26 protein-coding genes are annotated in these 25,380 nt (G+C 57.2%); 3 read left to right on the top strand and 23 right to left on the bottom strand.

Annotation, left to right across the window (positions count from 1 at the left end; translation table 11 throughout):
• Positions 1–3 precede the first annotated feature (3 nt).
• On the top strand, positions 4–1,659 hold the full coding sequence (locus tag ACHUE7_RS07045) for an electron transfer flavoprotein-ubiquinone oxidoreductase (RefSeq protein ID WP_394169356.1): 1,656 nt from the start codon (positions 4–6) through the stop codon (positions 1,657–1,659).
• A 245-nt stretch (positions 1,660–1,904) separates the two neighbouring features.
• Here the strand turns inward: ACHUE7_RS07045 and ACHUE7_RS07050 are convergent, their stop codons facing one another.
• From ACHUE7_RS07050 to ACHUE7_RS07115, 14 genes are all read right to left on the bottom strand, one after another.
• On the bottom strand, positions 1,905–2,432 hold the full coding sequence (locus ACHUE7_RS07050) for a DUF1285 domain-containing protein (protein WP_394169357.1): 528 nt from the start codon (positions 2,430–2,432) through the stop codon (positions 1,905–1,907).
• Positions 2,432–3,058: a TetR/AcrR family transcriptional regulator gene (locus tag ACHUE7_RS07055; protein ID WP_394169358.1), complete on the bottom strand. Its 627-nt coding sequence runs from the start codon at positions 3,056–3,058 to the stop codon at positions 2,432–2,434. The genes ACHUE7_RS07050 and ACHUE7_RS07055 overlap by 1 nt, the downstream gene beginning before the upstream one ends.
• 70 nt (positions 3,059–3,128) lie before the next feature.
• Entirely contained in the window at positions 3,129–3,482 is a 354-nt protein-coding gene (locus ACHUE7_RS07060; protein WP_028669935.1) for a PilZ domain-containing protein, read from the bottom strand.
• Positions 3,479–4,435 (bottom strand): hypothetical protein, encoded by a 957-nt coding sequence (locus tag ACHUE7_RS07065; protein WP_394169359.1) that lies wholly within the window; start codon positions 4,433–4,435, stop codon positions 3,479–3,481. Before ACHUE7_RS07065 ends, ACHUE7_RS07060 begins: the two co-directional genes overlap by 4 nt.
• Entirely contained in the window at positions 4,432–5,052 is a 621-nt protein-coding gene (gene tmk / locus ACHUE7_RS07070) for a dTMP kinase (protein ID WP_394169360.1), read from the bottom strand. Before tmk ends, ACHUE7_RS07065 begins: the two co-directional genes overlap by 4 nt.
• On the bottom strand, positions 5,049–6,095 hold the full coding sequence (gene mltG, locus ACHUE7_RS07075; RefSeq protein WP_394169361.1) for an endolytic transglycosylase MltG: 1,047 nt from the start codon (positions 6,093–6,095) through the stop codon (positions 5,049–5,051). Before mltG ends, tmk begins: the two co-directional genes overlap by 4 nt.
• Entirely contained in the window at positions 6,088–6,924 is an 837-nt protein-coding gene (gene pabC, locus ACHUE7_RS07080; protein WP_394169362.1) for an aminodeoxychorismate lyase, read from the bottom strand. Before pabC ends, mltG begins: the two co-directional genes overlap by 8 nt.
• Before the next feature lie 123 nt (positions 6,925–7,047).
• On the bottom strand, positions 7,048–8,286 hold the full coding sequence (gene fabF, locus ACHUE7_RS07085; protein ID WP_394169363.1) for a beta-ketoacyl-ACP synthase II: 1,239 nt from the start codon (positions 8,284–8,286) through the stop codon (positions 7,048–7,050).
• Between the two features lie 82 nt (positions 8,287–8,368).
• Positions 8,369–8,605 carry an acyl carrier protein gene (gene acpP, locus ACHUE7_RS07090; protein ID WP_127555348.1) on the bottom strand — a complete coding sequence of 79 codons (237 nt, stop codon included), beginning with the start codon at positions 8,603–8,605 and terminating at the stop codon, positions 8,369–8,371.
• A gap of 88 nt (positions 8,606–8,693) precedes the next feature.
• Positions 8,694–9,434: a 3-oxoacyl-ACP reductase FabG gene (gene fabG, locus ACHUE7_RS07095; RefSeq protein ID WP_127555347.1), complete on the bottom strand. Its 741-nt coding sequence runs from the start codon at positions 9,432–9,434 to the stop codon at positions 8,694–8,696.
• Positions 9,431–10,369, bottom strand: a complete 939-nt coding sequence (gene fabD / locus ACHUE7_RS07100) for an ACP S-malonyltransferase (RefSeq protein WP_394169364.1) — start codon at positions 10,367–10,369, stop codon at positions 9,431–9,433. Before fabD ends, fabG begins: the two co-directional genes overlap by 4 nt.
• Before the next feature lie 198 nt (positions 10,370–10,567).
• Positions 10,568–11,575 (bottom strand): hypothetical protein, encoded by a 1,008-nt coding sequence (locus ACHUE7_RS07105; RefSeq protein ID WP_394169365.1) that lies wholly within the window; start codon positions 11,573–11,575, stop codon positions 10,568–10,570.
• A 6-nt stretch (positions 11,576–11,581) separates the two neighbouring features.
• Complete coding sequence (gene rpmF / locus ACHUE7_RS07110) at positions 11,582–11,764, bottom strand: 50S ribosomal protein L32 (protein ID WP_348475323.1); 183 nt, start codon at positions 11,762–11,764, stop codon at positions 11,582–11,584.
• 91 nt (positions 11,765–11,855) lie between these two features.
• A complete protein-coding gene (locus ACHUE7_RS07115) occupies positions 11,856–12,383 on the bottom strand; it encodes a YceD family protein (RefSeq protein ID WP_394169366.1) in 528 nt (175 codons plus the stop codon).
• A 131-nt stretch (positions 12,384–12,514) separates the two neighbouring features.
• Between ACHUE7_RS07115 and ACHUE7_RS07120 the strand changes: the two genes are divergently transcribed.
• On the top strand, positions 12,515–13,090 hold the full coding sequence (locus tag ACHUE7_RS07120) for a Maf family protein (protein ID WP_394169367.1): 576 nt from the start codon (positions 12,515–12,517) through the stop codon (positions 13,088–13,090).
• Between the two features lie 16 nt (positions 13,091–13,106).
• On the opposite strand, the gene ACHUE7_RS07125 is transcribed toward ACHUE7_RS07120, so the two are convergent.
• Complete coding sequence (locus ACHUE7_RS07125) at positions 13,107–14,096, bottom strand: S49 family peptidase (RefSeq protein WP_394169368.1); 990 nt, start codon at positions 14,094–14,096, stop codon at positions 13,107–13,109.
• Positions 14,097–14,132: 36 nt separating this feature from the next.
• Complete coding sequence (gene rluC, locus ACHUE7_RS07130; RefSeq protein WP_394169369.1) at positions 14,133–15,089, bottom strand: 23S rRNA pseudouridine(955/2504/2580) synthase RluC; 957 nt, start codon at positions 15,087–15,089, stop codon at positions 14,133–14,135.
• 619 nt (positions 15,090–15,708) lie between these two features.
• On the opposite strand from rluC, the gene rne reads away from it, so the two are divergent.
• The gene (gene rne, locus ACHUE7_RS07135) at positions 15,709–18,714 is read left to right on the top strand and encodes a ribonuclease E (RefSeq protein ID WP_394169370.1); all 3,006 of its coding nucleotides are present in this window, start codon (positions 15,709–15,711) and stop codon (positions 18,712–18,714) included.
• Between the two features lie 66 nt (positions 18,715–18,780).
• Here rne and murB read toward each other — a convergent pair whose 3' ends face one another.
• The 7 genes from murB to ACHUE7_RS07170 all read right to left on the bottom strand — a co-directional run bounded on the left by murB (position 18,781) and on the right by ACHUE7_RS07170 (position 25,361).
• Complete coding sequence (murB, locus tag ACHUE7_RS07140; protein ID WP_394169371.1) at positions 18,781–19,794, bottom strand: UDP-N-acetylmuramate dehydrogenase; 1,014 nt, start codon at positions 19,792–19,794, stop codon at positions 18,781–18,783.
• A complete protein-coding gene (locus tag ACHUE7_RS07145) occupies positions 19,791–20,285 on the bottom strand; it encodes a low molecular weight protein-tyrosine-phosphatase (protein ID WP_394169372.1) in 495 nt (164 codons plus the stop codon). Before ACHUE7_RS07145 ends, murB begins: the two co-directional genes overlap by 4 nt.
• Positions 20,282–21,034 (bottom strand): 3-deoxy-manno-octulosonate cytidylyltransferase, encoded by a 753-nt coding sequence (kdsB, locus tag ACHUE7_RS07150; RefSeq protein WP_394169373.1) that lies wholly within the window; start codon positions 21,032–21,034, stop codon positions 20,282–20,284. The genes ACHUE7_RS07145 and kdsB overlap by 4 nt, the downstream gene beginning before the upstream one ends.
• 2 nt (positions 21,035–21,036) lie before the next feature.
• Complete coding sequence (lpxK, locus tag ACHUE7_RS07155) at positions 21,037–21,981, bottom strand: tetraacyldisaccharide 4'-kinase (protein WP_394169374.1); 945 nt, start codon at positions 21,979–21,981, stop codon at positions 21,037–21,039.
• A gap of 23 nt (positions 21,982–22,004) precedes the next feature.
• Positions 22,005–22,424 carry an ExbD/TolR family protein gene (locus ACHUE7_RS07160; RefSeq protein WP_127555336.1) on the bottom strand — a complete coding sequence of 140 codons (420 nt, stop codon included), beginning with the start codon at positions 22,422–22,424 and terminating at the stop codon, positions 22,005–22,007.
• Between the two features lie 12 nt (positions 22,425–22,436).
• Positions 22,437–23,051 carry a MotA/TolQ/ExbB proton channel family protein gene (locus ACHUE7_RS07165; RefSeq protein WP_213677955.1) on the bottom strand — a complete coding sequence of 205 codons (615 nt, stop codon included), beginning with the start codon at positions 23,049–23,051 and terminating at the stop codon, positions 22,437–22,439.
• Between the two features lie 84 nt (positions 23,052–23,135).
• The gene (locus ACHUE7_RS07170) at positions 23,136–25,361 is read right to left on the bottom strand and encodes a DNA internalization-related competence protein ComEC/Rec2 (protein ID WP_394169375.1); all 2,226 of its coding nucleotides are present in this window, start codon (positions 25,359–25,361) and stop codon (positions 23,136–23,138) included.
• Positions 25,362–25,380 lie beyond the last annotated feature (19 nt).

Raw genomic sequence — 25,380 nt, forward strand, 5'->3', positions numbered from 1 at the left:
CCTATGGAACGCGAATCCATGGAATTTGACGTAGTTGTTGTCGGCGCAGGCCCGGCCGGTCTGTCTGCAGCCATCCGGCTGATGCAAGGTGCGGCCGAGGCTGGTCAGGAATTATCCGTCTGTGTCGTGGAAAAGGGATCCGAAGTGGGAGCCCATATTCTCTCTGGCGCCGTCTTCGAGCCACGTGCCCTGAATGAACTGATTCCCGACTGGAAAGACAAGGATGCCCCGCTGAATACCGCCGTAACCGGCGATGACATCTATATGCTGCGTAATGAAAAAGCCGGCATTAAGGTGCCCAATGCCTTTGTGCCTGCAACCATGCACAACGAGGGCAACTACATCATTAGCCTGGGCAACCTTTGCCGCTGGCTGGCCGAACAGGCCGAAGGCCTGGGCGTTGAGATTTTCCCCGGCTTTGCGGCGGCTGACGTTTTGTACGGTGAGGATGGCTCGGTTCAGGGCATCATCACCGGTGACATGGGTGTGGGCGCTGACGGTTCGGAAAAAGACGGCTACATGCCGGGCATGGAATTGCGCGCCAAAACCACCCTGTTTGCCGAAGGCGCGCGCGGCCATCTGGGCAAAAACCTGATCCGCACCTTCAAGCTGGATGCCGGTAAAGACCCGCAGCACTATGGGCTGGGCATCAAGGAGCTGTGGGACGTCGACCCCTCGGTTCACCAGCCGGGCAAGGTAGTTCACACCGCAGGCTGGCCGCTCGCAGAGCATGGGGCTCATGGTGGTTCCTTCATGTACCACATCGAGAACAACCAGGTGGTACTGGGCCTGATCACCGATCTTGGCTACCAGAACCCTTACCTCAGCCCGTTCGATGAATTCCAGCGCATGAAGCACCATCCGCTGTTTGCCAACACCCTGAAAAACGGCAAACGCGTCTCCTACGGTGCCCGGGCCATTGCCAAAGGTGGCCTGCAAAGCCTGCCCAAAATGCACTTCCCCGGTGGCTTATTGATTGGCTGCGATGCAGGCACGCTGAACTTTGCCAAAATCAAGGGCAGCCACACCGCCATGAAGTCCGGCATGGTGGCTGCGGAGGTCATTCTGGAGCGCGCCAAGGGCGACTGGCAAGCCGGTCAGGACCTGGCGGAATACGCCACGGCGTTTAAACAATCCTGGGCTTACCAGGAACTGCATCAGCAACGCAATTTTGGCCCGGCGCAGCACAAGTTCGGTAATCTGCTCGGCTCGGCCTATGCCTTTATCGACATCAACCTGTTCCGCGGCAAACTGCCCTGGACAATGCAGGACACAACGCCGGATTATGCGCAGACGAAACTGGCCAGTGACTGCCCGCAACCGAGCTACCCCAAGCCGGATGGCGTGCTGAGTTTCGACAAGCTGAGCTCGGTGTTTCTGTCGAACACCAATCACGAGGAAGACCAGCCGGTACACCTGAAACTGGCCGATTCGTCCATCCCGATCGCCAGCAACCTGCCGAAATACGCGGAGCCCGCCCAGCGATACTGCCCAGCCGGTGTATACGAAGTGATTGAGGATGAAGCAGGCGAAAAACGGTTTCAGATTAATGCGCAGAATTGCGTGCATTGCAAAACCTGTGACATCAAAGACCCGGCCCAGAACATCAACTGGGTTACGCCAGAAGGTGCGGGTGGCCCCACCTACCCGAATATGTAAAGTAGGCTCTACCCGGGCACTGACTGACAGTTCAGAGGCTTGGGTAATTGTTCTTCCAACTCAAGTTTCGGAGTTGGCATCCATCTTAGTGCCAGGTTCCAGGTATAGCTATCTGGGGAAGTCTGAGGCATAGATGCCGAAGTCTAGGCCCCATGGACGGGTTCACGCCGGCCCCAGATAGGTATACCTGGTGCCTGGCACGGACGCCTGGCACAAAGTACAACTGAACTCCGAAACTTAACCTCCTAGCCTTCCAATTCAGCCAGTAAGAATCGTGTCCCACCACTGCTTAGCCAAAGCTTACCCTGATCGTCGGGCGCCGCTGTTTCCAGCGCGCTGGTCTGCCATTGGTACATCACATTCTGGTGAATGCGTGCGGGCAGGTTTCGCCGCCACTGCATGATCGGCTCACCGGATGGGTCGTTGATATCAAGCGGATGCGACGAGTCGAGTGGCTGCTGCTCGCCCAGGTTGTTGGTAACGATCCAGGTATCATCAACGCGCTCAGCCGACACGGCGACGAAGGGGGTTGCCTCGACTCTAATGCCGACCTTCTCGACCGGCGTCACTAGAAAGTAGTCGTCCCCTTCCCGTTTTATGATGGATGCAAATAATTTGACCATGGCAGGTCGGCCAATGGGGGAACCCTGGTACGACCACTGACCGGACCGGTGAATCACCATATCCAGATCGCCACAGAAGTCCGGGTTCCACTGGTCTACCGGTGGAAAGCGTTGGTCGCCTATCTGTTGCAGCAGGTCATCCAGTCTCATCAGGGCTCTCCTCGGGCTCCGGCCTGTTCGGCCAGGCGGGTCAAAAAGCGTTTAAAGCCGCGCCGGTCCTGAACCAGTTCCAAATACATGGGGTTGTTTCTCAGTGACACCATGCCATCGGCCAGCAACCAGACCAGGGTATAGAGGTAGCGCAGATCATCGTCGTCCTGATGGGACTCCACCTCCCATTGCTGGCGCGCCAGTTCGGTAAACTGCTCCACATGGTTACGACGCAGGCGCTGCCATTGCTGAAACCGCTCCAGGCAAGAGTCACTGGCGTTTAAATGACTTTCGAGACGAATAAAAAGTCCATAATTATCAATGGATTGCAGTCGATAATTAAGAAACTCTCTCATCAGATGCGCGATGCCCAGTTCCGGCGATTCACGGCACTGTTTGAACAGGGGGCTCAGCCCCAGCTCGTCATTCAACAGCAACGCAGCGTAGACATCGTCCTTGCCACTGAAATAGTGGTAGAAGACAGACCGGCTGATGGCGGCGGTTTGAATTAGGCGGGTGACGGACACCTGCTCTTCACCAACCAGCATAAAAAGGTTCAGCGCAGAGCTTAGAATGGCCACTTCGGTGGGGTGCTGGTCGGATACGCTGGCTATCGGCCTGAACATGGTCTAGCTCGTCAGTCGCGGAAAAGCAGGCTGCGCTGTTCCTAGCTTGAAGGTCAACAGCGCTGTCACCTTACATGGTATGAGTGGGCTTTTCGGAATTGAGTGCACCGGCCAGATAGGTTTCGATCTTATCTTTGGCCAGCTCGTTCTTCTTGCTGAACTGAACCCCAATGCCGGTCGCCCGGTTGCCCTGGGCGCCCCGGGGGGTGACCCAGATGACCTTACCGGCTACCGGTATCTTTTCCGGCTCTTCCATCAGGTTCAGCAACAAAAAGACATCGTCACCCAGGTTGAACTTCTTATTGGTTGCGATGAACAGACCACCGTTTTTCACAAAAGGCATATACGCCGCGTACAGCACTGCCTTGTCTTTCATCGTCAGCGACAAGATGCCATTGCGTGGGCCACCGAGTTTTGGATTCATGCGTTTCCTGTCATTTCCAGCCAGCGAGCAGACAATTGCTCGCTCCAAATCTGTTGATTCAGGTTCGCCTGCTGCTGCAGGCCCTGCTTTAACTGCACAATATAGTCTCTAAACCGAAAAAGCGACACCGCTGGCAGCCCCTGCAACGCCTGGACGAGATCTTCATCACGCTCCGGCACCGGCGCGGACTGCTGGTTCAACCGGCGAATGGCCGTGTCGACCCACAGCATAGCCTGGTTCAGCAGTGTCTCCGGATCCTGTTGCTGAATGAATGATGCCAGTGCTGTGAAGTTACGTTCCTGCAAAAAGCAACTGACTTGCCGGTCCCACTGCTCGATGGCTTCATCGGTGACTAGTGCGGCGGCCAGGGGCGCGCCGTCGGCCATGGCCAGGCGTTGTTCGGGGCGTTCTATGCCGTTATCCGTCAGCCATTGGCGGGCGTCTGAGGGGCCCGGTTGCTCAAGCTTGTACAGCCGGCAACGGGACCGAACAGTCGGCAGCATGCGCGACAGCGAGGTGCTTTCCAGAATCAGATAGGTATTGGGCGTCGGTTCTTCGAGCATTTTCAGCACGGCATTGGCCGCTGCCGTATTCATTTTTTCACTGTGCGTCAGCCTAATAACCTTGTTGCCGCCCTGCTGGGGGGTTTCATGCATAAAATCGGCGATTCCCCGAATCTGGTCCACCTTGATGGTAAGGCTCTTGCCTTCCGGCTCCAGGACCCGACTGTCAGGATGGGCCCCGGCCTTAACCAGCAGGCAAGACTTGCATTGACCGCAGGGCTCTATGCCGGGCTGCTTGCACAACAAACCGCACCGTAGATAGTCGCCCAGTAATGACAATCCATCCCCTACCCGGCCAACCAGCATCAGCGCATGGGGCAGTCGCTGCCCGGCAAAGCTCGCGTTAACCTGGCTAGCAATGTCCCGGGTCCAGACGGGCAGTTCGTTCATGAGTATCGGGCCTCCAGGGCCTGAATCAGTGCAGCGCTGACCGATTCGATGGAACCGGTAGCATCGAGCCTGACAAAGCGTTGCGGGTCTTCCTGGCAGCGGCGTTCATAGCCGGCCCGGCAGCGCTCAAAGAAGGCAATGTCTTCGGTTTCAATACGATCGAGTTCACCTCGCTGCCGGGCGCGGGCCAGCCCCACCTCGGCCGGGCAATCGAGCCACAAGGTCAGGTCAGGCCGGAACCCTTCGAGTACCCGGCGTTCCAGGTCCACGATATGATCCCAGGGGATGCCGCGACCGCCCCCCTGATAGGCATAGCTGGCGTCGGTGAAACGGTCGCTGACCACCCACTGGCCTCGGGACAACGCGGGCAAAATGGCAGCACTGAGGTGCTGACGCCGGGCAGCAAACACCAGCAACAGCTCGGTCCAGACATCGACGGGTTCTTCATGGTGGGCCAGCAAGACCTCACGAATCTGCTCGGCCATGACGGTACCGCCCGGCTCGCGCGTGACCATAGGCTGGCCAAAACGCTCAGTGACCCAGCTGGCGAGTACATCCCGCTGGGTAGACTTACCAGCGCCTTCCAGGCCTTCGATTGAAATGAATTGAGGGTTCACGACCCGCCTCCCTGTTCTTCGGCTGGCGGCGCAGAGCGGTAGTCGTCCCGCCGTTGAAAACGCTGATACTGACGCACCGCCTGGTTATGCTCTTCATAGGTGTCAGAAAACTGGTGGGTGCCATCGCCCCGGGCGACAAAGAACAGCGTTGTGCCTTCGGCCGGGTCAACCGCTGCCTCTAGCGCCCCGCGCCCGGGATTGGCAATTGGCGTGGGCGGCAGACCGCTGCGGGTGTAGGTATTGTAGGGCGTATCCTGACGCAGGTGGCTGCGTGTCAGGTTGCCGCTGAAGTCCTCACCCAGGCCATAAATCACCGTCGGGTCGGTTTGCAGCCGCATGTTTTGGGCCAGTCGCCGGGAGAAGACACCAGCTATCTCTGGCCGTTCAAAGGCGGCACCAGTTTCGCGTTCAATAATGGACGCCAGAATCAGCGCCTCATAGGGGGTGTCTACCTGGGTGGATTCGGCGCGGTTCTCCCAGGCCCGACTAAGCTCCTGTTGCATACGCTGGTGCGCCTGCCTGAGAATGTCCACATCGGCCGTGCCCCGTTCAAACAGGTACGTATCCGGGAAAAACCAGCCTTCGGGATGCTGCTGGTCGATGTCCAGCGCTTCAAGCACCGAGGCAGTATCGGTGTCTGTGAGTGTATGATTCACGGCCTCGTTAGCGGCCAGTGCAACCAGGAACTGCCGGAAGGTCCACCCTTCGATAAACTGCACGCTGTACTGGATTTTCCGCCCTTCGATCATCCGGTTTACCGCGTCGCTGCTGGTATCGTCGGGACTCACCCGGTATTCGCCACGCTGAATCGCGGTTTGCTCCTGATACCTCAGCCAAAGCTCATGTGCCCGGGCGTACTGAATCCAGCCTTTGGCTTCGAAATCATTCAACACCCGTCTGAGTGAAGCACCTGAGGGGACCGTATAGGTTTGCTCGGAGGTCAGCGCCATGGGGGAATCGATACGATCCTTGAGGTAGAACGCGGCGCCAAAACCCGCACCAACCATCAACAGTACCGCGATAACTATCAGTCGTTTAATCAAGATTCAATCCAATCCGGTGTTGTAGGGAGGCCAGTTCAGTCGGGTCTGCCAGGGGTAGCGGAACGTCATTGAAATGCGTAACCCGAACCAGCCCCATCAGGGCGTTGCCAATCAACAGCGCTTCACAACTGGCCAGGTCATCTGGCCTGATGTCTGCGATACCCAGCGCCTGTTGACCACTGTCTAGCCAGCGTCTGCGGATAATGCCATTCACACCCGCTCGTTTCAGCCCCGGCGTTAACCACTGTCCGCCGCGGCAATAAAAGACATTGCTCATGCTGCCTTCAACTACCCAGCCCTGGTCGTCGCACAGCAGCGCTTCATGTGCCTGAAGGCTTCGCGCTGTTTGCCGGGCCAGCACGGAATCCAGACGATTCAGGTGCTTGATGCCCGCCAGAGCGACGTTGACCGATGCCGGAATGGGCGAGGTCACTAACCGGGCTCCTGATTCATACCAGGAGGCCGGACGATACTCGAACAGCTGCAATAGCCGGTCGGTTTGCTGGGTTGCCGGATCGTAATCGTAGCCCCGGCCCGCCGCGTGCCTGCCCAGCGTGATTTTCAGCACCGCTGGCGCTTCAACCGTCTTTAACAGGGTATCGATATCCGACTGCAGGGTTCGCTGATCCTGCCCGGTCCAGGCAAGGTTCAAACGAGCTGCGCCTTCCTGCAGACGCTGCAGATGGTCGCTTGCAAACCGAAGCCCCTGCCGGGTTACCAGGCAGGTTTCAAACAAGCCATCACCAAACGCCAGCATCCGGCTGGGCAATGGGAGTTGGTCGGTCGGTTGGCTGTTTAACAGGCAGGCAAGCATGGGATTCAGGCGCATTGAATGAGCCCGTCAGTGTACCCGATCCCAGGCGAGGCGCCCAGTTCGACCAGGGATAAACAAGCAGCGGAACAAGGTGTGCTGACCGTCACGGCCAACGCACTCTGTTCCGCTTTTGGACCCTTAAACCTTGCTGAAGATCAGGGTGCCATTAGTACCGCCAAAGCCAAATGAATTCGACAAGGCGTGGTTTATTGGCATTTCACGGGCGGTGTGTGGCACGTAGTCCAAATCACAGCCGTCACTCGGCGTCTCCAGGTTGATGGTCGGCGGTGCCACCTGATCGCGGATGGCCAGTACCGAGAAAATCGCCTCAACCGCACCGGCGGCACCTAGGAGGTGACCGATCATCGACTTGGTTGAACTCATGACAATCTTGTCGGCATCAGCGCCATACAGTGTTTTGGCAGCCTGGCTTTCCGCTTTGTCGCCGGCCGGCGTCGAGGTGCCATGCGCATTGATGTAATTCACATCAATGGGGTTCAGCTTCGCATCCTGCACGGCATTGCGCATGGACGCGCAGGCCCCGGCACCGGTTTCAGGTGGTGACGTCATGTGATAGGCATCACCGCTCATGCCAAACCCAGTGAGTTCGGCATAAATGGTCGCGCCCCGGGCCTTAGCGTGCTCATACTCTTCAAGCACCATAACTCCGGCACCATCACCCAGTACAAAGCCATCGCGGTCTTTATCCCAGGGGCGACTCGCCCGGGTTGGATCATCGTTTCGGGTCGACAGCGCGCGGGCAGCACCAAAACCGGCAATACCCAGAGGCGTAGAGGCCATTTCGGCACCGCCGGCTACCATCACATCGGCATCGCCATAGGCAATGGTTCGCCCTGCATAACCGATGTTGTGCGTACCGGTGGTGCAGGCCGTGGTGATGGCAATGTTAGGCCCTTTGAAGCCGTAATCGATCGACAGATAACCGGCGATCATGTTGATGATGGCTGAGGGTACAAAGAACGGCGAAACCCGACGTGGCCCGGACTTATTCAGCGCATCGTGATTGCGTTCAATGGTATCGAGACCGCCGATCCCGGCGCCGATAGCCAGGCCAATGCGATGGGCATTGCTTTCGGTGGCTTCAATGCCCGAATCACGAATGGCTTCGATGGCGGCCGCATAGCCGTACTGAATGAAGCCATCCATTTTCTTGGTGTCTTTGGGGTTGATGTAGGCAGCCGGATCAAACCCCTTCACCATGCAGGCAAAATTCGTAGTGAACTTCTCGGTATCGAACTTTTCGATGGTGGAAGCCCCGCTCTTACCCGCCAAAATTCCGGTCCAGGTAGAGACAACATCGTTACCCAGCGGGCTGAGGCAACCCAGACCGGTCACAACGACTCTTCGACGTGACATAGTGTTCTCCAAATAAAAAGCCGTACTGTCTGACGACAATACGGCTTGAATCCAGAGCGGTATAGCCGGATGGCTACCGCACTTAGCCCAGGTGGGCGTTGATGTAGTCGATCGCGTCCTGAACAGTACCCAGCTTCTCAGACTCTTCGTCCGGAATCTCGGTTTCAAACTCTTCTTCCAGAGCCATCACCAGGTTTACGGTGTCCAGAGAGTCAGCACCCAGGTCGTCTACGAAAGACGCCTGTGCAGTTACGTCTTCTTCTTTCGCGCCCAGCTGTTCACAGACGATTTTCTTTACACGATCTTCAATGTTGCTCATTACGAACACTCCCTACTTGGAATTGCACTTCAAGGTGCGATTTAGTGTATTAAACGTTATTCGTTACCGGCAAGTCAAAACTGGCCGGTCAACCCATGTACATGCCACCGTTCACGTGCAATGTTTCACCCGTGATGTACGACGCCTGGTCACTGACCAGAAACGCTACGGCAGCGGCAATTTCGTTCGGATCACCCATACGACCCAGCGGGATTTGCTTGAGCAGTGTTTCCCGTGTGGCCTCTGGCAGCTCATGAGTCATATCGGTCTGAATAAAACCCGGTGCCACCGAATTCACGGTGATATTACGCGAACCGACCTCTCGCGCCAATGATCGGGTCAACCCTTCGAGCCCGGCTTTGGCCGCGCAATAGTTTGCCTGACCCGCGTTGCCCATGGAAGCGACCACCGACGAAACATTCACAATACGACCAAAACGGGCCCGCGTCATCGATTTGATCACTGCCTTGCTCATACGATAGGCCGAAGACAGGTTGGTGTCGATCACCGAGTCCCACTCTGCTTCTTTCATGCGCAGGAAGAGATTGTCTTTGGTGATACCGGCGTTATTGATGAGCACTTCGGGCGTGGCGTCGGCTGCTTTCAGGTCCGCCATCAGCTGGTCGATAGACTCCGGACTGGTCACGTCAAGCGTGTAGCCTCGTCCTTCGATACCAGCGGCTTGCAGTCGCTCGGAGATGGCCTGGGCACCCGATTCAGACGTTGCGGTTCCGGCAATACGATAGCCCTGACGGCCAAGTGTTTCGGCAATGGCAGCGCCAATGCCTCGGCTGGCGCCCGTAATCAAAACCCACTTGTGATCACTCATGCGTTACTCCCTATGCGTTCCTGAAAAGCTGCCAACGACCCAAGGGCCGACAAGGTCAGCGTTTTCTCAATGCGCTTGTTCAAACCGGATAATACCTTACCGGGACCGCACTCAACGGTCTCACTAACGCCAAGACGGACCAGTTCAGTGACCGATTGCGACCACAATACCGGACGAAACAGTTGTTCAACGAGGTTCTGCTTTAGAGCAGCGGCGTTGCTTTCGGCCGCGGCCGAGACGTTTTGAATGATTGGCAGCTCTGCGTTTTGCCAGTTGAGCGTATCCAGATGACTGGAAAGCTGTGCCGCAGCGTCTTTCATCAATGAGCAATGCGAGGGTACAGAGACCGGCAGCGGCATCGCCCGTTTGGCGCCTGCGGCTTTGAGCGTCTCTATGGCACGCTCTACGGCGGCAACAGAGCCGGCGATAACCACCTGACCCGGGGTGTTGAAATTAACCGCTTCAACGACGTCACCCTGAGCCGCTGCGGCACAGCCATCAATCACGGCCTGATCGTCGAGACCCAGAATGGCCGCCATGCTGCCCTGCCCTGCGGGTACGGCGGCTTGCATCAGCTGACCCCGTTTCTCGACCAGCACAGCAGCGTCCGCCAGCGGTAATACGCCAGCGGCGACCAGCGCGGAATATTCACCCAGGCTATGACCCGCCAGATAGTCAGGCCGGGCGCCACCCTCAGCTTGCCATAAACGCCACAAGGCGATGCTGGCCGTGAGCAGTGCCGGTTGCGTCTTTTCGGTCTTGTTCAATTCTTCGGCGGGCCCTTCACTGACCAGCGCCCAGAGGTCGTAACCCAAAGCGTTGGAGGCTTCTGCGAAAGTTTCCTGAATCAACGGATACTGCTCAGCCAGATCCGACAACATGCCGACCTGCTGGGATCCCTGACCCGGAAAAACGAAGGCGAGTTTTTGGCTCATGCAATACGTTCCTGTTGTTGTGGAGACTCAGCCTGGCGGCCCGACCCAAGGGGTCCGACTCACTGAATATCCCAGTGGCGTGCATTATGGTCGCAACAACCGCTCAGTAAAGGCGAACCCCGTTAAAACATTTATGAATTCCGGGAACAGCTAGAGCGGCATTATTGACGCACGAAATCAGATAAGGGCTGGCAACCCTTATGCCCCGGCGACCGAACGCTCCGGCAATGCATCGAGCTGTGCCTGAATCGTCGGGCACCAGGCACCTTCACTTGCCTCTATGGCCCGGTTTAACGCAGCCTGAAAAGCAGCCCCTGTGGCGTCGCCATGGCTTTTAATCAGAGTCATGTCAGTACCCGCGAGCAGCGCCCCATTGCTGCGCCTTGGATCGAGCTGCCGCATCACCGGCCTCAGCCGATGCCGCAACAAACGCCCCAGTATTTTTCCCGTCACATCCCGGCTTAACGCCTGCCGTATGGCGCCCAAAGTAAGATCCAGCGTACCTTCGGCCGCCTTGATAACCGCATTCCCGGTAAAGCCGTCGGTAATCACCAGATCCAGGTCTCCGCGAAAGACATCGCCAGCCTCAACAAAACCACGGTAGTCAACATCGGGCCAGCGCGCCAGTTGCTCCGCCGCCTGGCGAATGGAGTGCGGCCCCTTATTGGGCTCCACGCCGAGATTGAGCAGTGCCAGCCGAGGTTTTCGGCCCAGTTGCCCCGAGGCAATGGCCACACCTACGGCCGCAAAACCGAGCAATTGTTTCGCCGTGGCCGAAAACGAAGCGCCCAGATCAAGCATCAGCATCGCGTCTTTGGAAGTAGGCACCCAACTGACCAGAACTGGCCGATCCAGAGCCGTGTGAACACGGCCGTGACGATGCAGTAAGGCCATTAAAATGCCGGTGTGTTCCGATGAAACCACCGCATCGAACCGTTGCTGGCTCAACTGAGAAACCGCCTGCTCTATGCTGCTGCCGTAGTCGTTACGCAATAACCGGCCGGGGTTCAAATTGGAGGGCAAAGCACCGGTGCAGGATTCAAAGCGAAGATTCGCTGGCAGGGTTGGCATGGCAGTCTGGCGATTGGAGGTGCCGAATAGAATGCCGCTGTGTTGGGGGTGGTTCTGAAAAAAACGAATAGAGGCAGGAAGCAAATGGGAGGGGCCGAAATCCCCTCCCTCTAGATCAATGGCCAGAACAGCCATTGAGTGTTACTCAACTTCCGCTTCAGCGACGACCTTACGACCTTTGTAAAAGCCATCTGGCGAGACGTGATGACGACGGTGAGTTTCACCGCTGGTAGGATCAACCGACAAAGCGGTTGTCGTCAATGCATCGTGCGAGCGACGCATTCCGCGACGTGAACGGGTCTTCTTGCTTTTCTGAACTGCCATGGCCGGGGCCTCCTAAATAGGACACTTAAAATATCAGTAACGGGCGCTGTGCGCTTGGCCCGGTTGCAGGCCACCCATCACTGTGAAACTGTCAGGATCTCTTCAGAGATTCCAGTACCTTAAACGGATTATCTTTCACCGGCGTTTCTTCAACCCCGGCGTCATCCGGTTTAAATTCAGTCTGTATCTGACACTCGCCTTCGCCATGCATCGCATGCATTGGCAAGCACAGTAACAACTCGTCTTCGACCAGTTCCGCCACCACCAGAGGTTCGTCTGGCAGCAACATCAGCGGGTCGATATCTGCAGGCAACGCTTTTGCCATTTCATCGTTGTACACCACGGCCATCGTAAAGTGACCGTCGAGTGCCACCGATACTGGCTGCAAGCACCGCTGACATTCGAGTACAACCTTCCCAGACACATCGCCTGTGACCATGCGGCGCTGCTCGGCGTCACGATTAAAGTTTAAAGCGGCTTTAAACTCGGCATCCTGACTGAGCACCACATCCGCCAGACGTGACAACCGGGTTGACGGCACAACACCCTCAAGATTCTGGGGGCCCTGATCTGCCAACTTATAGGCATCAACGCGTTCTGGGAGCTCGGATTTCGACATAGGCGCGGTATGATACGGATGAGACTGTTCAAGTCAAAGGCTTTTTGGCTCAAATGGCTGATAAACAGTAGGCTGTGAGGCATTGGCTACCCAATTCACACAAACCACCCCGACCTTTAAGGAGAACAACCATGTTGCCACCGGTATTGCTGGCCTCAACTTCACCGTATCGGGCGGAACGACTAGCCAGCCTGAACGTGCCCTTCGAACAGGCCAAACCTGATATGGACGAGACGCCTCTGCCTGGTGAGTCGCCTTTTGATCTGGCGCTTCGCCTGGCTCGGGGCAAGGCCCGCAGCCTGGTAGATACCCACCCGGGCTATCTGATTATTGGCAGCGATCAAACCGCTGCCGATGACCGGGGCACCCTGCTGGGCAAACCAGGCAACCTGGCCCGCGCGGTCGATCAGCTGAGACGATGTTCAGGCACATCCCTGACGTTTTACAGTGGTGTCGCACTCGCCGGTCACTCCGACGATGCCTGGGTGGTCACCACTGACGTCGTTTTCCGGGATCTGACCCGGGCGGAAATTGACCGTTACCTCGACCGGGAGCGCCCGTTCGATTGTGCGGGCAGCTTCAAGGTTGAAGCACTGGGAATTACCCTGTTCCAGTCAGTCCGAAGCGACGACCCCAACGCCCTGATCGGGTTGCCGCTGATTTCACTGGCCGCCAAGCTTCGCGAGGCAGGGTTTGCCCTGCCCTGACCGTGTTGCTGGCCATTCAGCGCAGCTCTATGGACTCGGTGGCTCCTAGCTTGACCAGGGTTTCAGCGACCGAAACGCCAAGGTTTCGGGCGAACTGCTGCAGCGGTGAAGGTCGCAGTGTGAAATCAACGGTATTGGGGTAACCCAGTTCACGGGCCAGTTCAGAGGTTGATTTCAGTCCGTCAACAAGGCCAAGTTCCAGCGCCTGGGTGCCCGTCCAGACCAGTCCGGAGAACAACTTGTCGTTATCGGTGACCAGTCGGTCACCGCGCCCTTCTTTAACATCGCTGATGAACTGCTGGTGCACGTTATCGAGCAAGGCTTCGAACAAGGCCCGCTCTTCGGGATCGACCGGCTGAAACGGGTCCAGAAAGGTTTTGTGCTCACCAGAGGCGAAAGAGCGGCGTTCGATACCCACCTTTTCAATCAGTTCTTCAAAACCAAAACTTGCGGCTGTCACTCCAATGGAACCCACCAGGCTGGATCCGTTGGCATAGATGTTCTCAGTGGCCGAGGCAATGTAATAGGCTCCGCTGGCACCCGTATCGGCAATAACCGCATGTATCGGTATGTCTTCATGCAATGATCGCAGGCGCTGAATTTCGTCGTATACATAGGCCGACTGTACCGGGCTGCCACCACCACTGTTGATGCGGACAATCACGGCCCGGGTATCCTCATGATCCATGGCATTGCGCAACGACGTTACGATCGCATCTGCATTGGCCGGCTCACTCTGTGAGATCAAACCACGCACATCGACAATGGCCGTGTGCCCACCCGTTTTAGCCGGAACCCCGACACCAATGTCACTGTTGCTGATAAACAACCACAACAGCGCAAACAGGTAAATAAAGGTGAGCAACTTGAACACAATGCCCCAGCGCCGTTGCTTCTTGAGCTCGGCGGTATTGGCCATCACCACCTTTTCGATCAGCTGCCACTCTTTGCGGGAGCCAGCCCAGGAATCATCAGACGATTCCTGCTGCGGAGTTTTTCCAAACATTCAATCAGTTTCCTGTCAGTGACTGGGAGGTCTGTGTTAATTGAGATCGCGCGATTCATTGGCCAGAGCGCTCAGAAGCCGCTCCAGCGCTGGATCAAGTGGTGCCGTCATGGTCAGCAGTTCGCCAGTCACCGGGTGCGGCACGGTCAGTTGCGCAGCATGCAGAAACAGCCGGCCCAGCCCTATATCCCTGGCGACCGCTTCAGCCCGGCCGGACTGGTACTTGGTATCACCCAGGATCGGATGCCCCGCATACTGGGTATGCACTCGAATCTGATGCGTTCGACCCGTCACCGGCTGCGCTTCCACCCAGCTGCACCGCTCAAAGGCCTTCAGCAATCTGAATCGGGTTTGGGACGGCTTTCCATCTGGAGCAACGCTGACCATGCGCTCTCCGCCCTGAGCCTCATTCTTGCGCAAGGGTACATCAACAAAGCGCTGTTCTTCAGGCCAGTGCCCATGCACCAGACACCAATACACCTTTTTTACGTCGGTTTTGTGCCTGAAAACGGCTTGCAGCGCTTTCAGTGCCGAGCGTTTCTTGGCGATCAGCACCACACCCGAGGTATCCCGGTCGAGCCGGTGAACCAGCTCAACAAATTTCAATTCCGGCCGGATGATCCGATACGACTCAATCAATCCCAATGAAATACCCGACCCACCGTGAACGGCCAGGCCATGGGGTTTGTTGAGGGCAACCAGCACATCATCCTCATACAGTATGGCTTTATCAAGCTGGTGGCGCAGCGCCTGGCTCGGAACCGCCGTATTGACCGGCTTTTCGGCAATGCGGACTGGAGGAATGCGCACCGTATCACCGCCCTCAAGGCGATACTCGGGCTTCACCCGCTTGCCATTAACCCGGACCTCACCCTTGCGCAGCACCCGGTAAACCCGGCTCTTGGGCACTGACTTCCAATGACCGATCAAAAAGTTATCGATGCGCTGACCAGCCCGGTCTTCTTCAACTTCGTAGAGTTCGACGTTTGCCACAATGCCCTGCTTTGCCAATACCGGTACCCGGCTTAAATATCGCTACCGTTAATGCCTTATAGCAAGCAACCTGCTGTAACAGTGATAACGGTAATGAGGTGCTTGCTATGGAAAGGCACGTTACTGATGCCATTGTACCAGCAGTCGGTTCACGAAAGGAGGCTTCGCGACGCTACCGGGCGGACCATACCGCCCGCTCCGCATAGTGATTGTTCAACCGGGAGTCTACTGCTACAATGTTACTCGCTGGGATTCTGATCATCCTACCGCCCAGAGACCACACAGGCGGCAAGGGGCAGACCCCCCAACCTGTTGCGCCGACGTTACGTGCAACTCAAGAATCGGTTGGGCAGCAAGTACAGTTTGAAACAGCGTATGACGATGGGGTCATATGGAAGAAAGCACTTCACCACAAACGCGCAAGTGCTTCTAAATAGAGCAGGCATCCCCATAAGACTCTGTCCGTTTCCCCATTGTTAATGGAAAACACCGATCCACTGTGCTGGCGTTGTCGCCGGCACCGACCTGTGTGTTACCGATTTCTATCGGTGTTCGCCCGCCTGTATCCCTGCCCTTGCTGCTCTGTCACCCATGATTTATTACAGAGTATCGTTCCTCAATGAAAAGAATGTTAATCAATGCAACCCAGTCAGAAGAGCTGAGGGTTGCCCTGGTCGATGGCCAGAAACTCTATGACCTGGATATCGAAACCGGCTTTCGCGAGCAAAAGAAAGCCAACATCTACAAAGGCAAAATCACCCGCGTAGAACCCAGCCTTGAAGCAGCTTTTGTCGATTTTGGCGCCGAACGCCACGGTTTTCTCCCTCTGAAAGAAATCGCCCGCGAATACTTTGTCGATGCCAACATGTCCTCTCGTGCGAACATTCGCGAGCTGGTTAAAGAAGGCACCGAAGTCATTGTGCAGGTCGACAAGGAAGAGCGCGGCAATAAGGGCGCTGCTCTGACTACTATGGTCAGCCTGGCCGGTCGTTATCTGGTACTGATGCCCAACAACCCTCGCGCCGGTGGTATCTCGCGTCGCATTGAAGGTGATGAGCGCGCCCAGATTCGTGAAGCACTGCAGGGCGTGACCATTCCCGATGGCATGGGCTGCATTGTCCGTACTGCCGGTATTGGACGCAGTGCCGAAGAATTGCAATGGGACCTCGACTACCTGATCCAACTGTGGGATTCCATCAAACAAGCGTCCGAAGGCCGTTCTGCACCCTTCCTGATCCTTCAGGAAAGCAACGTCATTCTGCGTGCGATCCGCGATTATCTGCGTCAGGACATCGGCGAAGTATTGATCGACAGCAAAGATGCCTACCAGTACGCGCTGGATTTCGTGCAGAAAGTGATGCCGAATTATCAGAGCAAACTGAAGCTCTACGAAGACCCGGTACCGCTGTTCAACCGCTACCAGATTGAAGCGCAGATCGAAAGCGCCTTTCAGCGCGAAGTAAAACTGCCCAGTGGCGGTTCGATCGTTATCGACCCGACCGAAGCTCTGGTCTCGATCGACATCAACTCCAGTCGCTCGACCAAAGGCGTTGATATCGAAGAAACGGCTTTCCACACCAACCTGGAAGCGGCCGAAGAAATTGCCCGTCAGTTGCGTTTGCGTGACATGGGCGGCCTGGTGGTGATCGACTTCATCGATATGAACCAGTCCAAGCATCAGCGCGAAGTGGAAGCGCGCATCAAGGATGCTACCTCCCCCGACCGTGCCCGTGTTCAGGTAGGCCGGCTGTCCCGTTTTGGTCTGCTGGAAATGTCCCGGCAAAGACTGCGCCCTTCACTGGGTGAAACCAGCGGCATTGTGTGCCCCCGTTGTAATGGCCACGGCATCATTCGCGATGTGAAATCACTGTCACTGGCCATACTGCGACTGATCGAAGAAGAATCACTGAAAGAGCGCACCGCTCAGATTCGTGCCATTGTGCCGTTGACCGTGGCCACCTTCCTGTTGAATGAAAAACGGGAAGCCATCTTCGATGTTGAGCGTCGTCAGAAAGTTCATGTTCTGATTGTGCCCAACACGCAAATGGAAACTCCGCACTATGAAGTCGTGCGTCTGCGTGACGATGACGAAACTTTGGTCAATGCCGAGCCCAGCTACGCCCTGAAACTGGAAGAAAAGCCGTCTGAAACCGAAACGGTTCTGGAAGCACAAACCAAGCCCCAGGAAGCCGCTATTTCCAGTCTGCAGGTAACGCCGCGTGCGCCGGTACCACCGTCTGCACCGGAAGCCAGCAGCGAAGCTCCGGCCAAGCCAGCCCGCGCAGCCGCAGAAACGGCGGTGGAAAAGCGTCGTTCTGAGAGTAAAGGTCTGTTTTCCCGCCTGGGTGGCTGGGTAAGCCAGTTGCTGGGGTCTGACGACGAAGCCCAAAAACAGGAAAAGCCCGCGACCGATCGCAAACCGGACAACCGTTCGCGCCAGCGCGATGACAACCGCGGCAACCGTCGCAGCCCTAACCGGAATAACCGCAATCGCAACCGTGATAGCAGCCGGGAGTCGGGCCGTGATAGCGCTCGCGACACCAATCGCGACAGTGGCACCAGTAACCGTGATTCGAACCGTGACGGTGCCTCGCGGGGCAATGGCCGCAATGCGGGCCGTGGATCGCGCGACCGTGATGCGGTTGCAACACCCGACGCCAGCTCAAAAGAAACCAAGCAACCGGTGAAAGACTCCGCGCCATCTGCAGCAGGCAGCGCCGATTCCGCCGAGAGCCAGAATGATCGGCGGCCACGCCAGCCACAAATGAAGCGTCGTGAAGAACGAGACGACAGCACCGGACGCGTGCCTCTGGCCGAAGTCGGCAAGAACCGTCAGGTTCGGGGCATCAGCAAAAACGCCAGCAAGCGGCCCAACCCGGAAAAGCCCGGTGAAATCATCAGCGACATCCAAACCGTCATTGAGATGATCAGCACCAAGTCGGCTGATGATGCGCGTGCCGCAGCTAAGGTAAGAGCCGATGAAGCGGCTGCGTCGACTGAGACGACACCTACCACTGATGCACCGCAGACCGATGCCAAGCCCAGCACAGTCGAGTCAAATGACACGGCACACAGCGAGCCGTCCAAGCTGGAAGAGTCGCCCAACCCCCGGGTTGAGCACGAAGTGATCAACGCAGAAGATAACGCGGCAACCACGCAACCGGTTGATCAGGATGAGCCATCCGAATCTGCCCCTGCAACGTCGCCTTCAGCAGAGTCAGACGTTAAACCAGCCGTTGCCGAAGCCAGGGCTGTTGAAAACGTCGACACACCTGCGGAAAACACTGAGTCTGAAACACACAGCGATACCGTTGAAGCAAAGGCAACCACTGCGGCAACCGCGGAAGAAACGTCAGCCTCTGAGCCTGCTGAAACAACGACTGAAAGCGTGCCAGAAGTGCCTGAGCCCGTTAACCAGGTTGAATCAGACGAAACGCGTGCACCGGCACAAGCGGTTACGGAAGAGCCTCAACAGAGCGCTCCGGTTCAGCCAGCCGAGACCCCGGAAACTGAGCAACCCACCGCTCAGGATGGCGAAGAAGACGTCGCCAAGCCAGCTGGTCGGGCACCGAACGATCCTCGTGAAGTGCGTCGTCGCAAGATGGCTGAACAGCAAGACAAGTAACCCTTGTCTTAGCCATAAAAAAACCGGCCTCGGCCGGTTTTTTTATGGGTGTTTCCTGCAAACGACTCAGGTCCAAAAACGTGGTTCGGGTTCGAGCAGAACCTGGAATCGTTCAAACACGGCATCCTGTACATGGATTTGCCAATCCAGTATGGATGATGCTGCCGCCCGTTTTGGGTTGACCAGCACCAGGGCCTGACGTTCGTAACAGCCCACACCCTCCTCATTGCTTTGTCCGCGCAGCCCACACTGATCGATCAACCATCCAGCCGCCAGTTTCCAGCCTTCTGGTTGCTCATAAACCACCAGATCATCATGACGAACCAACAACGCCTGATACTGCTCGGTAGAAATAACCGGGTTCTTAAAAAAGCTGCCTGCATTCGGAAGGTGGTCGGGGTCTGGCAGGCGTGACTGCCGAATCTCTATGACCGTCTCCATCACATCTTGCGCAGTCAGATCAGGCTTCGCTGCCAATGCCTGCAACGGACCATAGGACAACTGCGGCATAAAGGTTCGATTCAACTCTAGCTCGACCGCCGTAATGATGAATCGATTTTCCAATTGTTTGAACACGCTGTCCCGATAACCAAACTGACAGGCCTCCCGGGTGAAATATCGCCAGCGCTCCTCGAGAATATCGTAGGCCTCAACCCGGTACAGACAGTCCGCCAGTTCAACACCATAAGCGCCAATATTCTGAACCGGCGCTGCACCAACGGTACCCGGAATCAGCGCCAGGTTTTCAATGCCGGAACCGCCCTGTGACACCAGATCTACGACGGTCTGATGCCAGGACTCCCCTGCCCCAAGACGCCAGCGCTGGCGTTCAGATTCAGTCTCAACCTGGGTCTTACCGCGAATGGCGACCTTGATCGTCAGTCCACTGACTTGCTCGTTCAGTACCAGGTTGCTTCCGCCACCCAGGGCTCGAATGGCCATGCCCCGGGCGCTTGCCCAGCGCACCAGCGCCGGTAAATCCCGGGGGTCGGTGAGTTCGGCGCACCAGGCAGCCGTTGACGGAACGCCAAGGGTATTGGCGGCGGAGAGGTCTACCTGAGGCAGTGGATCGATCGTCATCGTGTGGCAGTCTGCAGGTGCGTCAACAAGCCCTGGCTGGCTTGTTCACACAGATCCAGCACCGTTGCAAAACCCTCGTCGCCACCAAAATAGGGGTCGGGAACTTCCCGCAGTTCGGTAACCGCCGCAAAATCCAAAAATAATGCCACGGTTGCCCGGCTGGACTTGGGGGCGATTGCGTTCAGGTTGCTTAGATTGTCGGAATCCATCGCCAGAATGTAATCAAACCGATGAAAGTCTTCAGGGGTGACTTGTCGGGCTCTTAGATGATCCAGCTTGTAGCCTCGCTCGCGCGCCGCAGCCTGACTTCTCGGATCGGGTGCTTTGCCAAGGTGATAGGCCGCCGTGCCAGCTGAATCGACCTCGACTTCTGCCGCCATTGGCGAGTCAGCCAGCCGGGCTTCAAACACCGCCTGGGCCGTAGGAGAGCGGCAAATATTACCCAGACAAACGAATAAGACCGATGTCGATGTTGGCTGAGTGTCTGTCATGGGGTCTCCTTGCTAAACAGGGCGCGCACCGCTTCCAGGTCTTCCCGGGTGTCGACACCGGCTGGAACCGGTTGCGCAGCCGGCGCCGCAACAATACAGGCGCCATGCTCCATAAAACGCAGTTGCTCGAGTTTTTCCAGTTGCTCCAGCGGACTTTCTGGCCAGCCAATGAAGGCATCCAGCGCGCTTTTGCGATAGGCGTATAAACCAATGTGTCGTTTCCAGACGCCTTGCGGCGACGACTGGGTGTTGTCCCGATCAAACGGAATTCCGGCCCGACTGAAGTACATGACTTCACCGTCTTGCCGTTGCACCAGTTTTACCGCATTGGGATTGGTGACCATTGCCAGACTGGTGACCGGCTCATAGAGCGTAGCAACCTGGGCCCGGGGGTTCTTCTCCAGCAATTGGGCGACTTGCAAGACGTTATCAACGGGCATCAGCGGTTCATCGCCCTGCACATTGACGATGATATCATCGGGGTTCAACCTCAGTTGCTCAGCCGCCTCCTGCAACCGGTCAGTTCCTGAAGGATGATCGGCCCGGGTCATAACAACGCTGAACCCGGCCTGCGAGACGACATGCCGTATTTTCTCGTCATCGGTGGCGACCACGACCTGGTCGGCGCCACAGGCCTGCACCGCCATTGCCACTCGAACCACCATGGGCTGCCCGCCAATATCGAGCAGGGGTTTACCTGGTAATCGGCTGGAGCTGTAGCGGGCCGGTATCATGATTATGGTTGCCATCTTTAGGCGCTCCTGAGGGCAGATTCTATGGAGTCCAGCAAGTCAGCCGGTAATTCGGGTTCTAGCCTGACAACGTAACAATGGTCTGGCCAGGGTCTGGCCAGTTTAACAGCGTCTTTTTCCGTCAACACCAGGGGTAGCCGAGCATCAGCCAACCAGTCTGGCGGGACGGGTCTATGATCGCCGGGCGAATGAGTGGCCTGCAGACGAAACCCCTGCTCTGCCAATTGCTGATAAAAGCTTTGCGGGTAACCGATGCCGGCACAGGCACGGATTTCGGTGTTTTTGGCGAGTGAATGGCCCTGTGCGTTGACGGGCCATTGGGGATTGAGTGTCAGTACCGCATCAACGTCAAGGCCTGCTGGCCGCTGCCCCTTGGCTACCCGCCATTGAACCGTGGGTATTCGATCAGCCGGTTCGCGCAACGGCCCGGCTGGCAGCATTTGGCCGTTACCGAGGCCTCGAACACCATCGATCATGATCAGTTCAAGTTCGCGCCCCATCCGGTAATGCTGCAAACCATCGTCACTGATCACTGCATCCAGCGGGTACTGTTTCACCAGGTATCGCACCGCCCGGTCGCGGTCGGGGTCTACCACCACGGGGCAGCCCAATTGCTGTGCCAGGGCTTTGGGTTCATCACCACACTGGCGGGCATCGGTGTCAGTGGTTACGAGAAGCGGATAATGATGGCTGTGTCCGCCATAACCGCGCGACACGATACCACAACGCACCCCACGCTCCTGAAGTGAGGACACCAGAGCCTGAATGGCTGGCGACTTACCGGTGCCGCCAACCGTCAGGTTACCCACGACCAACACGGGCACTCCGTAACGGCCCTTATGGCGCTGACGAAACCGGCGCCGGGCAATCAACCCGGCCAGCCAGCTTAGAGGCAATAGCAGCCGGGCTACCAGCGTGAGTGGTTTAACGTACCAGAAGTTCATTCGCTACTTGCCGGCGCCATCGGTCAGGGGCTTTCCGGTACCTGGGTCGCGTAGCTGACCCGATAGAACCCCATTTGACCTACCGCATCCAGCACGTAGACCATCGCCTGGTGCGGTGCCTGGGCATCGCCGGTAATGATGACGGTGGTATCCCGGCTGCTGCCTGCCATTTCGGCCAGCGCCTGCTTGAGGGATTCGGTATCAGAGCGCAGCAAGGGCGTGTTATTCACCGCGTACTGGCCCTGGGCATCGACCTGAATTTCGATCGGTCGTTCATCACCGAGCACGGCCTCACTGCTGCTCTCAGGCAGATCGATCTGCAACTGAGTTTCACGAGTAAAGGTGGTCGATACCATAAAAAAAATCAGCAGGAGGAAAACGACATCAATCAGCGGCGTTAGATTGACCTGCGCTTCTTCCTGGCGGCTGCGTCTGAATCGCATGGGCGGCTCCCGTCAGCTCGACTTGGCATCGGAATGAATGGCATCAACCAGTTTGGCGCTGTCCTGTTCCATGATAACCAGCAGATCATCCACCCGGCGAGTCAGCGCACGGTGAAAAATAACCGCTGGTATGGCAACACTCAACCCGGCGGCGGTGGTAATCAGTGCCTGGGATATACCGCCGGCCAGCACGCCTGTGTTGCCACTGCCCTGAACCATGATGGCGGTAAATACTTCGATCATGCCCAATACCGTGCCCAGCAAACCCAACAGAGGTGCGATCGCGGCAATGGTGCCCAGGGTGCTCAGAAACTTTTCCATTTCGTGGGCAACATGATTGCCCGCTTCCTGAATGGCATCCTTCATGGCTTCACGGCCATGCTTGGACGCCGTCAATCCGGACGAAAGGATATAGCCAAAGAGGCTGCCGCTTTTCAGTTCCTTGATCTTAGCCGAATCCAGTTCGTGGTTCTTGATCCACATCCAGACTTTCGGCAACTGATCTTTGGGCATTACCTTGGCCAGGCGCAACGCCCAATAACGTTCGACCGTAATGGCAATGGCGACGATGGAACACAACACAATGGGGACCATCAACCACCCACCGGCTTTAATAATTTCAAACACTTAGCGTACCTCCATAGACTCGGGCGTAATCTACCATACTGTTTCCGTCAGAACATGGCTTTAAAACAGGTTGTGAAATAATTCTCATTTGAGCCAGCGTTTCCGAAAGGCCGAGCGGTAGTCGTTCAATTGCATGCGCCCGTCTCTGACGATCAGCCTGAAGGTCCCCAGGTCCGCCGTATTGTGCAGCGTTCGGTCGTGGCGTCGGGTATAAGCCACCAGATCGGCATTGGGCCAGCGTGGCAGGTGCCTGTCTCCTGAACTGACCAGCAGCAAAGCCTCAGGGCTGGCATCCAGAAAAGCAGAGGCACTGCTGGTGCGACTGCCATGATGACCAACAACAATGGCCGCGGCCGGAAACAACTCCGGGCGCGTCTGCAGTAACCAGTATTCTACCATTCGACTGGCGTCACCCGTGATCAGCACAGCCCCGGCAGGCGTCGGAATCCAGATTACGCAGGAGGTGTCGTTGCTACTGGTCTGCAGAGCAAGCGGGACCGGAATCATTTCAAACGGCAAGGCGTTGTGCCGGGCACCCGTACGATGGCAATTGCGCCAGCCAGGTCGGCCGCTCAACTGAGCCAATCGATCCGGATTACCGGACACCCGGCTGGCCCCGGGCCATTCCTGCACGGCCCAATGGGCACCCCCGGCATGGTCGGCATCGGCGTGACTGACCAGGAGCCCGGCGGGCTGAATGGACTCACGCCGATACCAGGGTGCCAGACGCTGCCTGGCAACGCTGCTGCCATCCTGCCACTGACCAGCCAGGTCATAAAGCCAGGTTTGGTCCGGCCACTGCAACACCATGGCCTGACCGTGGCCAACATCCAGCAGCGTCATTTGAAAGGTGTCGATTTCAGATCTGGAGGAAGCCATGGCCATGGCGACCACCGCCAGCAACGGCATGGCAATCCAGCGCACCGGTCGTTCCACGCTCTGGCTCAACAACCACCAGGACAACACGGTGACCAGGCCGATTTGCCACCAGGTCCAGGCCGGAGCCGACTGATACCAGGGTGACACCCGCTCAAGCACTGCCAGGGCAATGGCAACCACCCACTCATAACCACTGACCCAGGCGATGTCTGGCAACAACAGTATGAAAAGTGACCACGGCAGCAGGAGCAATGTCACCAGCGGTATCATCAGGGCATTGATGAGCAGCGACAAGGGATGCCAGACAAACCCCATCGCTGCGGTAATGGGGATCATGAGCAGCGTCAGTGTGGCTTGCAGCTTGAGTGCCAGCCAGACGGTTGAATGATCGTGTTGCGACCAGCGCTCGGCCAGACGGACGATGATCGCCACCAATAAAAAACTCAACCAGGCACCGGTACTGAGCCAGGCCTGGGGTCGAAACAGCGTAATGACGACTGCTGCACACGCCAACACATCGAGTGCATTGAAGCGTCGCCCAACACTCAGGGCGATCAGTGGAATAGCCAGCATGACCCAGGCCCGCAACGCGGGAAATCCAAATCCGGTCAGGCCGACAAAGGCACCGCACAGCAATGCCACCCAAGCCAGTTGCAGGTAAAAGCTCCGGTTCAGCGGTATGCCGGGCAGGAGCAACAAAGCGCGACCAAGCAGCACCCCCCAGGCGGCAACCATGCCCACATGCATACCACTGACGACCATCAGATGTTTCAACTGAGTCTGCTCGAACAGGTCGCCCAGATGAGCGGGTAAACTGGAAGACCACCCCAGACTGAGCGCAGACCAGATGGCCCGTGCATCTGCGCTCTGAAACTGCGGTGACGCCCGGTCGTGCAGTCGCACAGGTACACCCGGCTGTCGCGTTACGGTGTGGATCTCCAGCAAGCTGCCCAGGGCATCGATGCGTTCACTGAAATAGTAGCGCGTCGCATTAAACTGACCGGGTATCAGCGCGCCGACGGGTTTTCTGAGACGGAAATCGCCCCGAACGCAGTCACCCGCGTGCAGGATTCGCCCGGCATCGGCGGTGAACCGCAACTGACGCAACGCCAGTTCGGCAGGCTGATCGGTCACCGTGGCGACGGCGGATTGATAATCGTCGAATACCCGAGCCGGTTGAGACAGGCAAACGGCCAGTTCCGCAGTCTTGTGTTGCCACTGAGGGGGTAATAGAAAGCGCGCTTCATATTCCAGCCGCAACAACAAGGTGGCCGTAAAAACCAACAGCAGTAAAGCCAGGGAGGGCCGAAACCAGAGAGTGACCGACATGACCAGCGCGACCAATCCGCTGGCCCAGCCAACACCGGTGTAAAACCACAGTAAGGGCAGGCCTATACTCAGCACTGCCAGGCTGGTCATACCCTTGACCATATAGAGCTGGCTCCTTTAA

The sequence above is a fragment of the Saccharospirillum alexandrii genome, from assembly GCF_043641555.1.
GTDB lineage: Bacteria > Pseudomonadota > Gammaproteobacteria > Pseudomonadales > Natronospirillaceae > Saccharospirillum > Saccharospirillum alexandrii_A.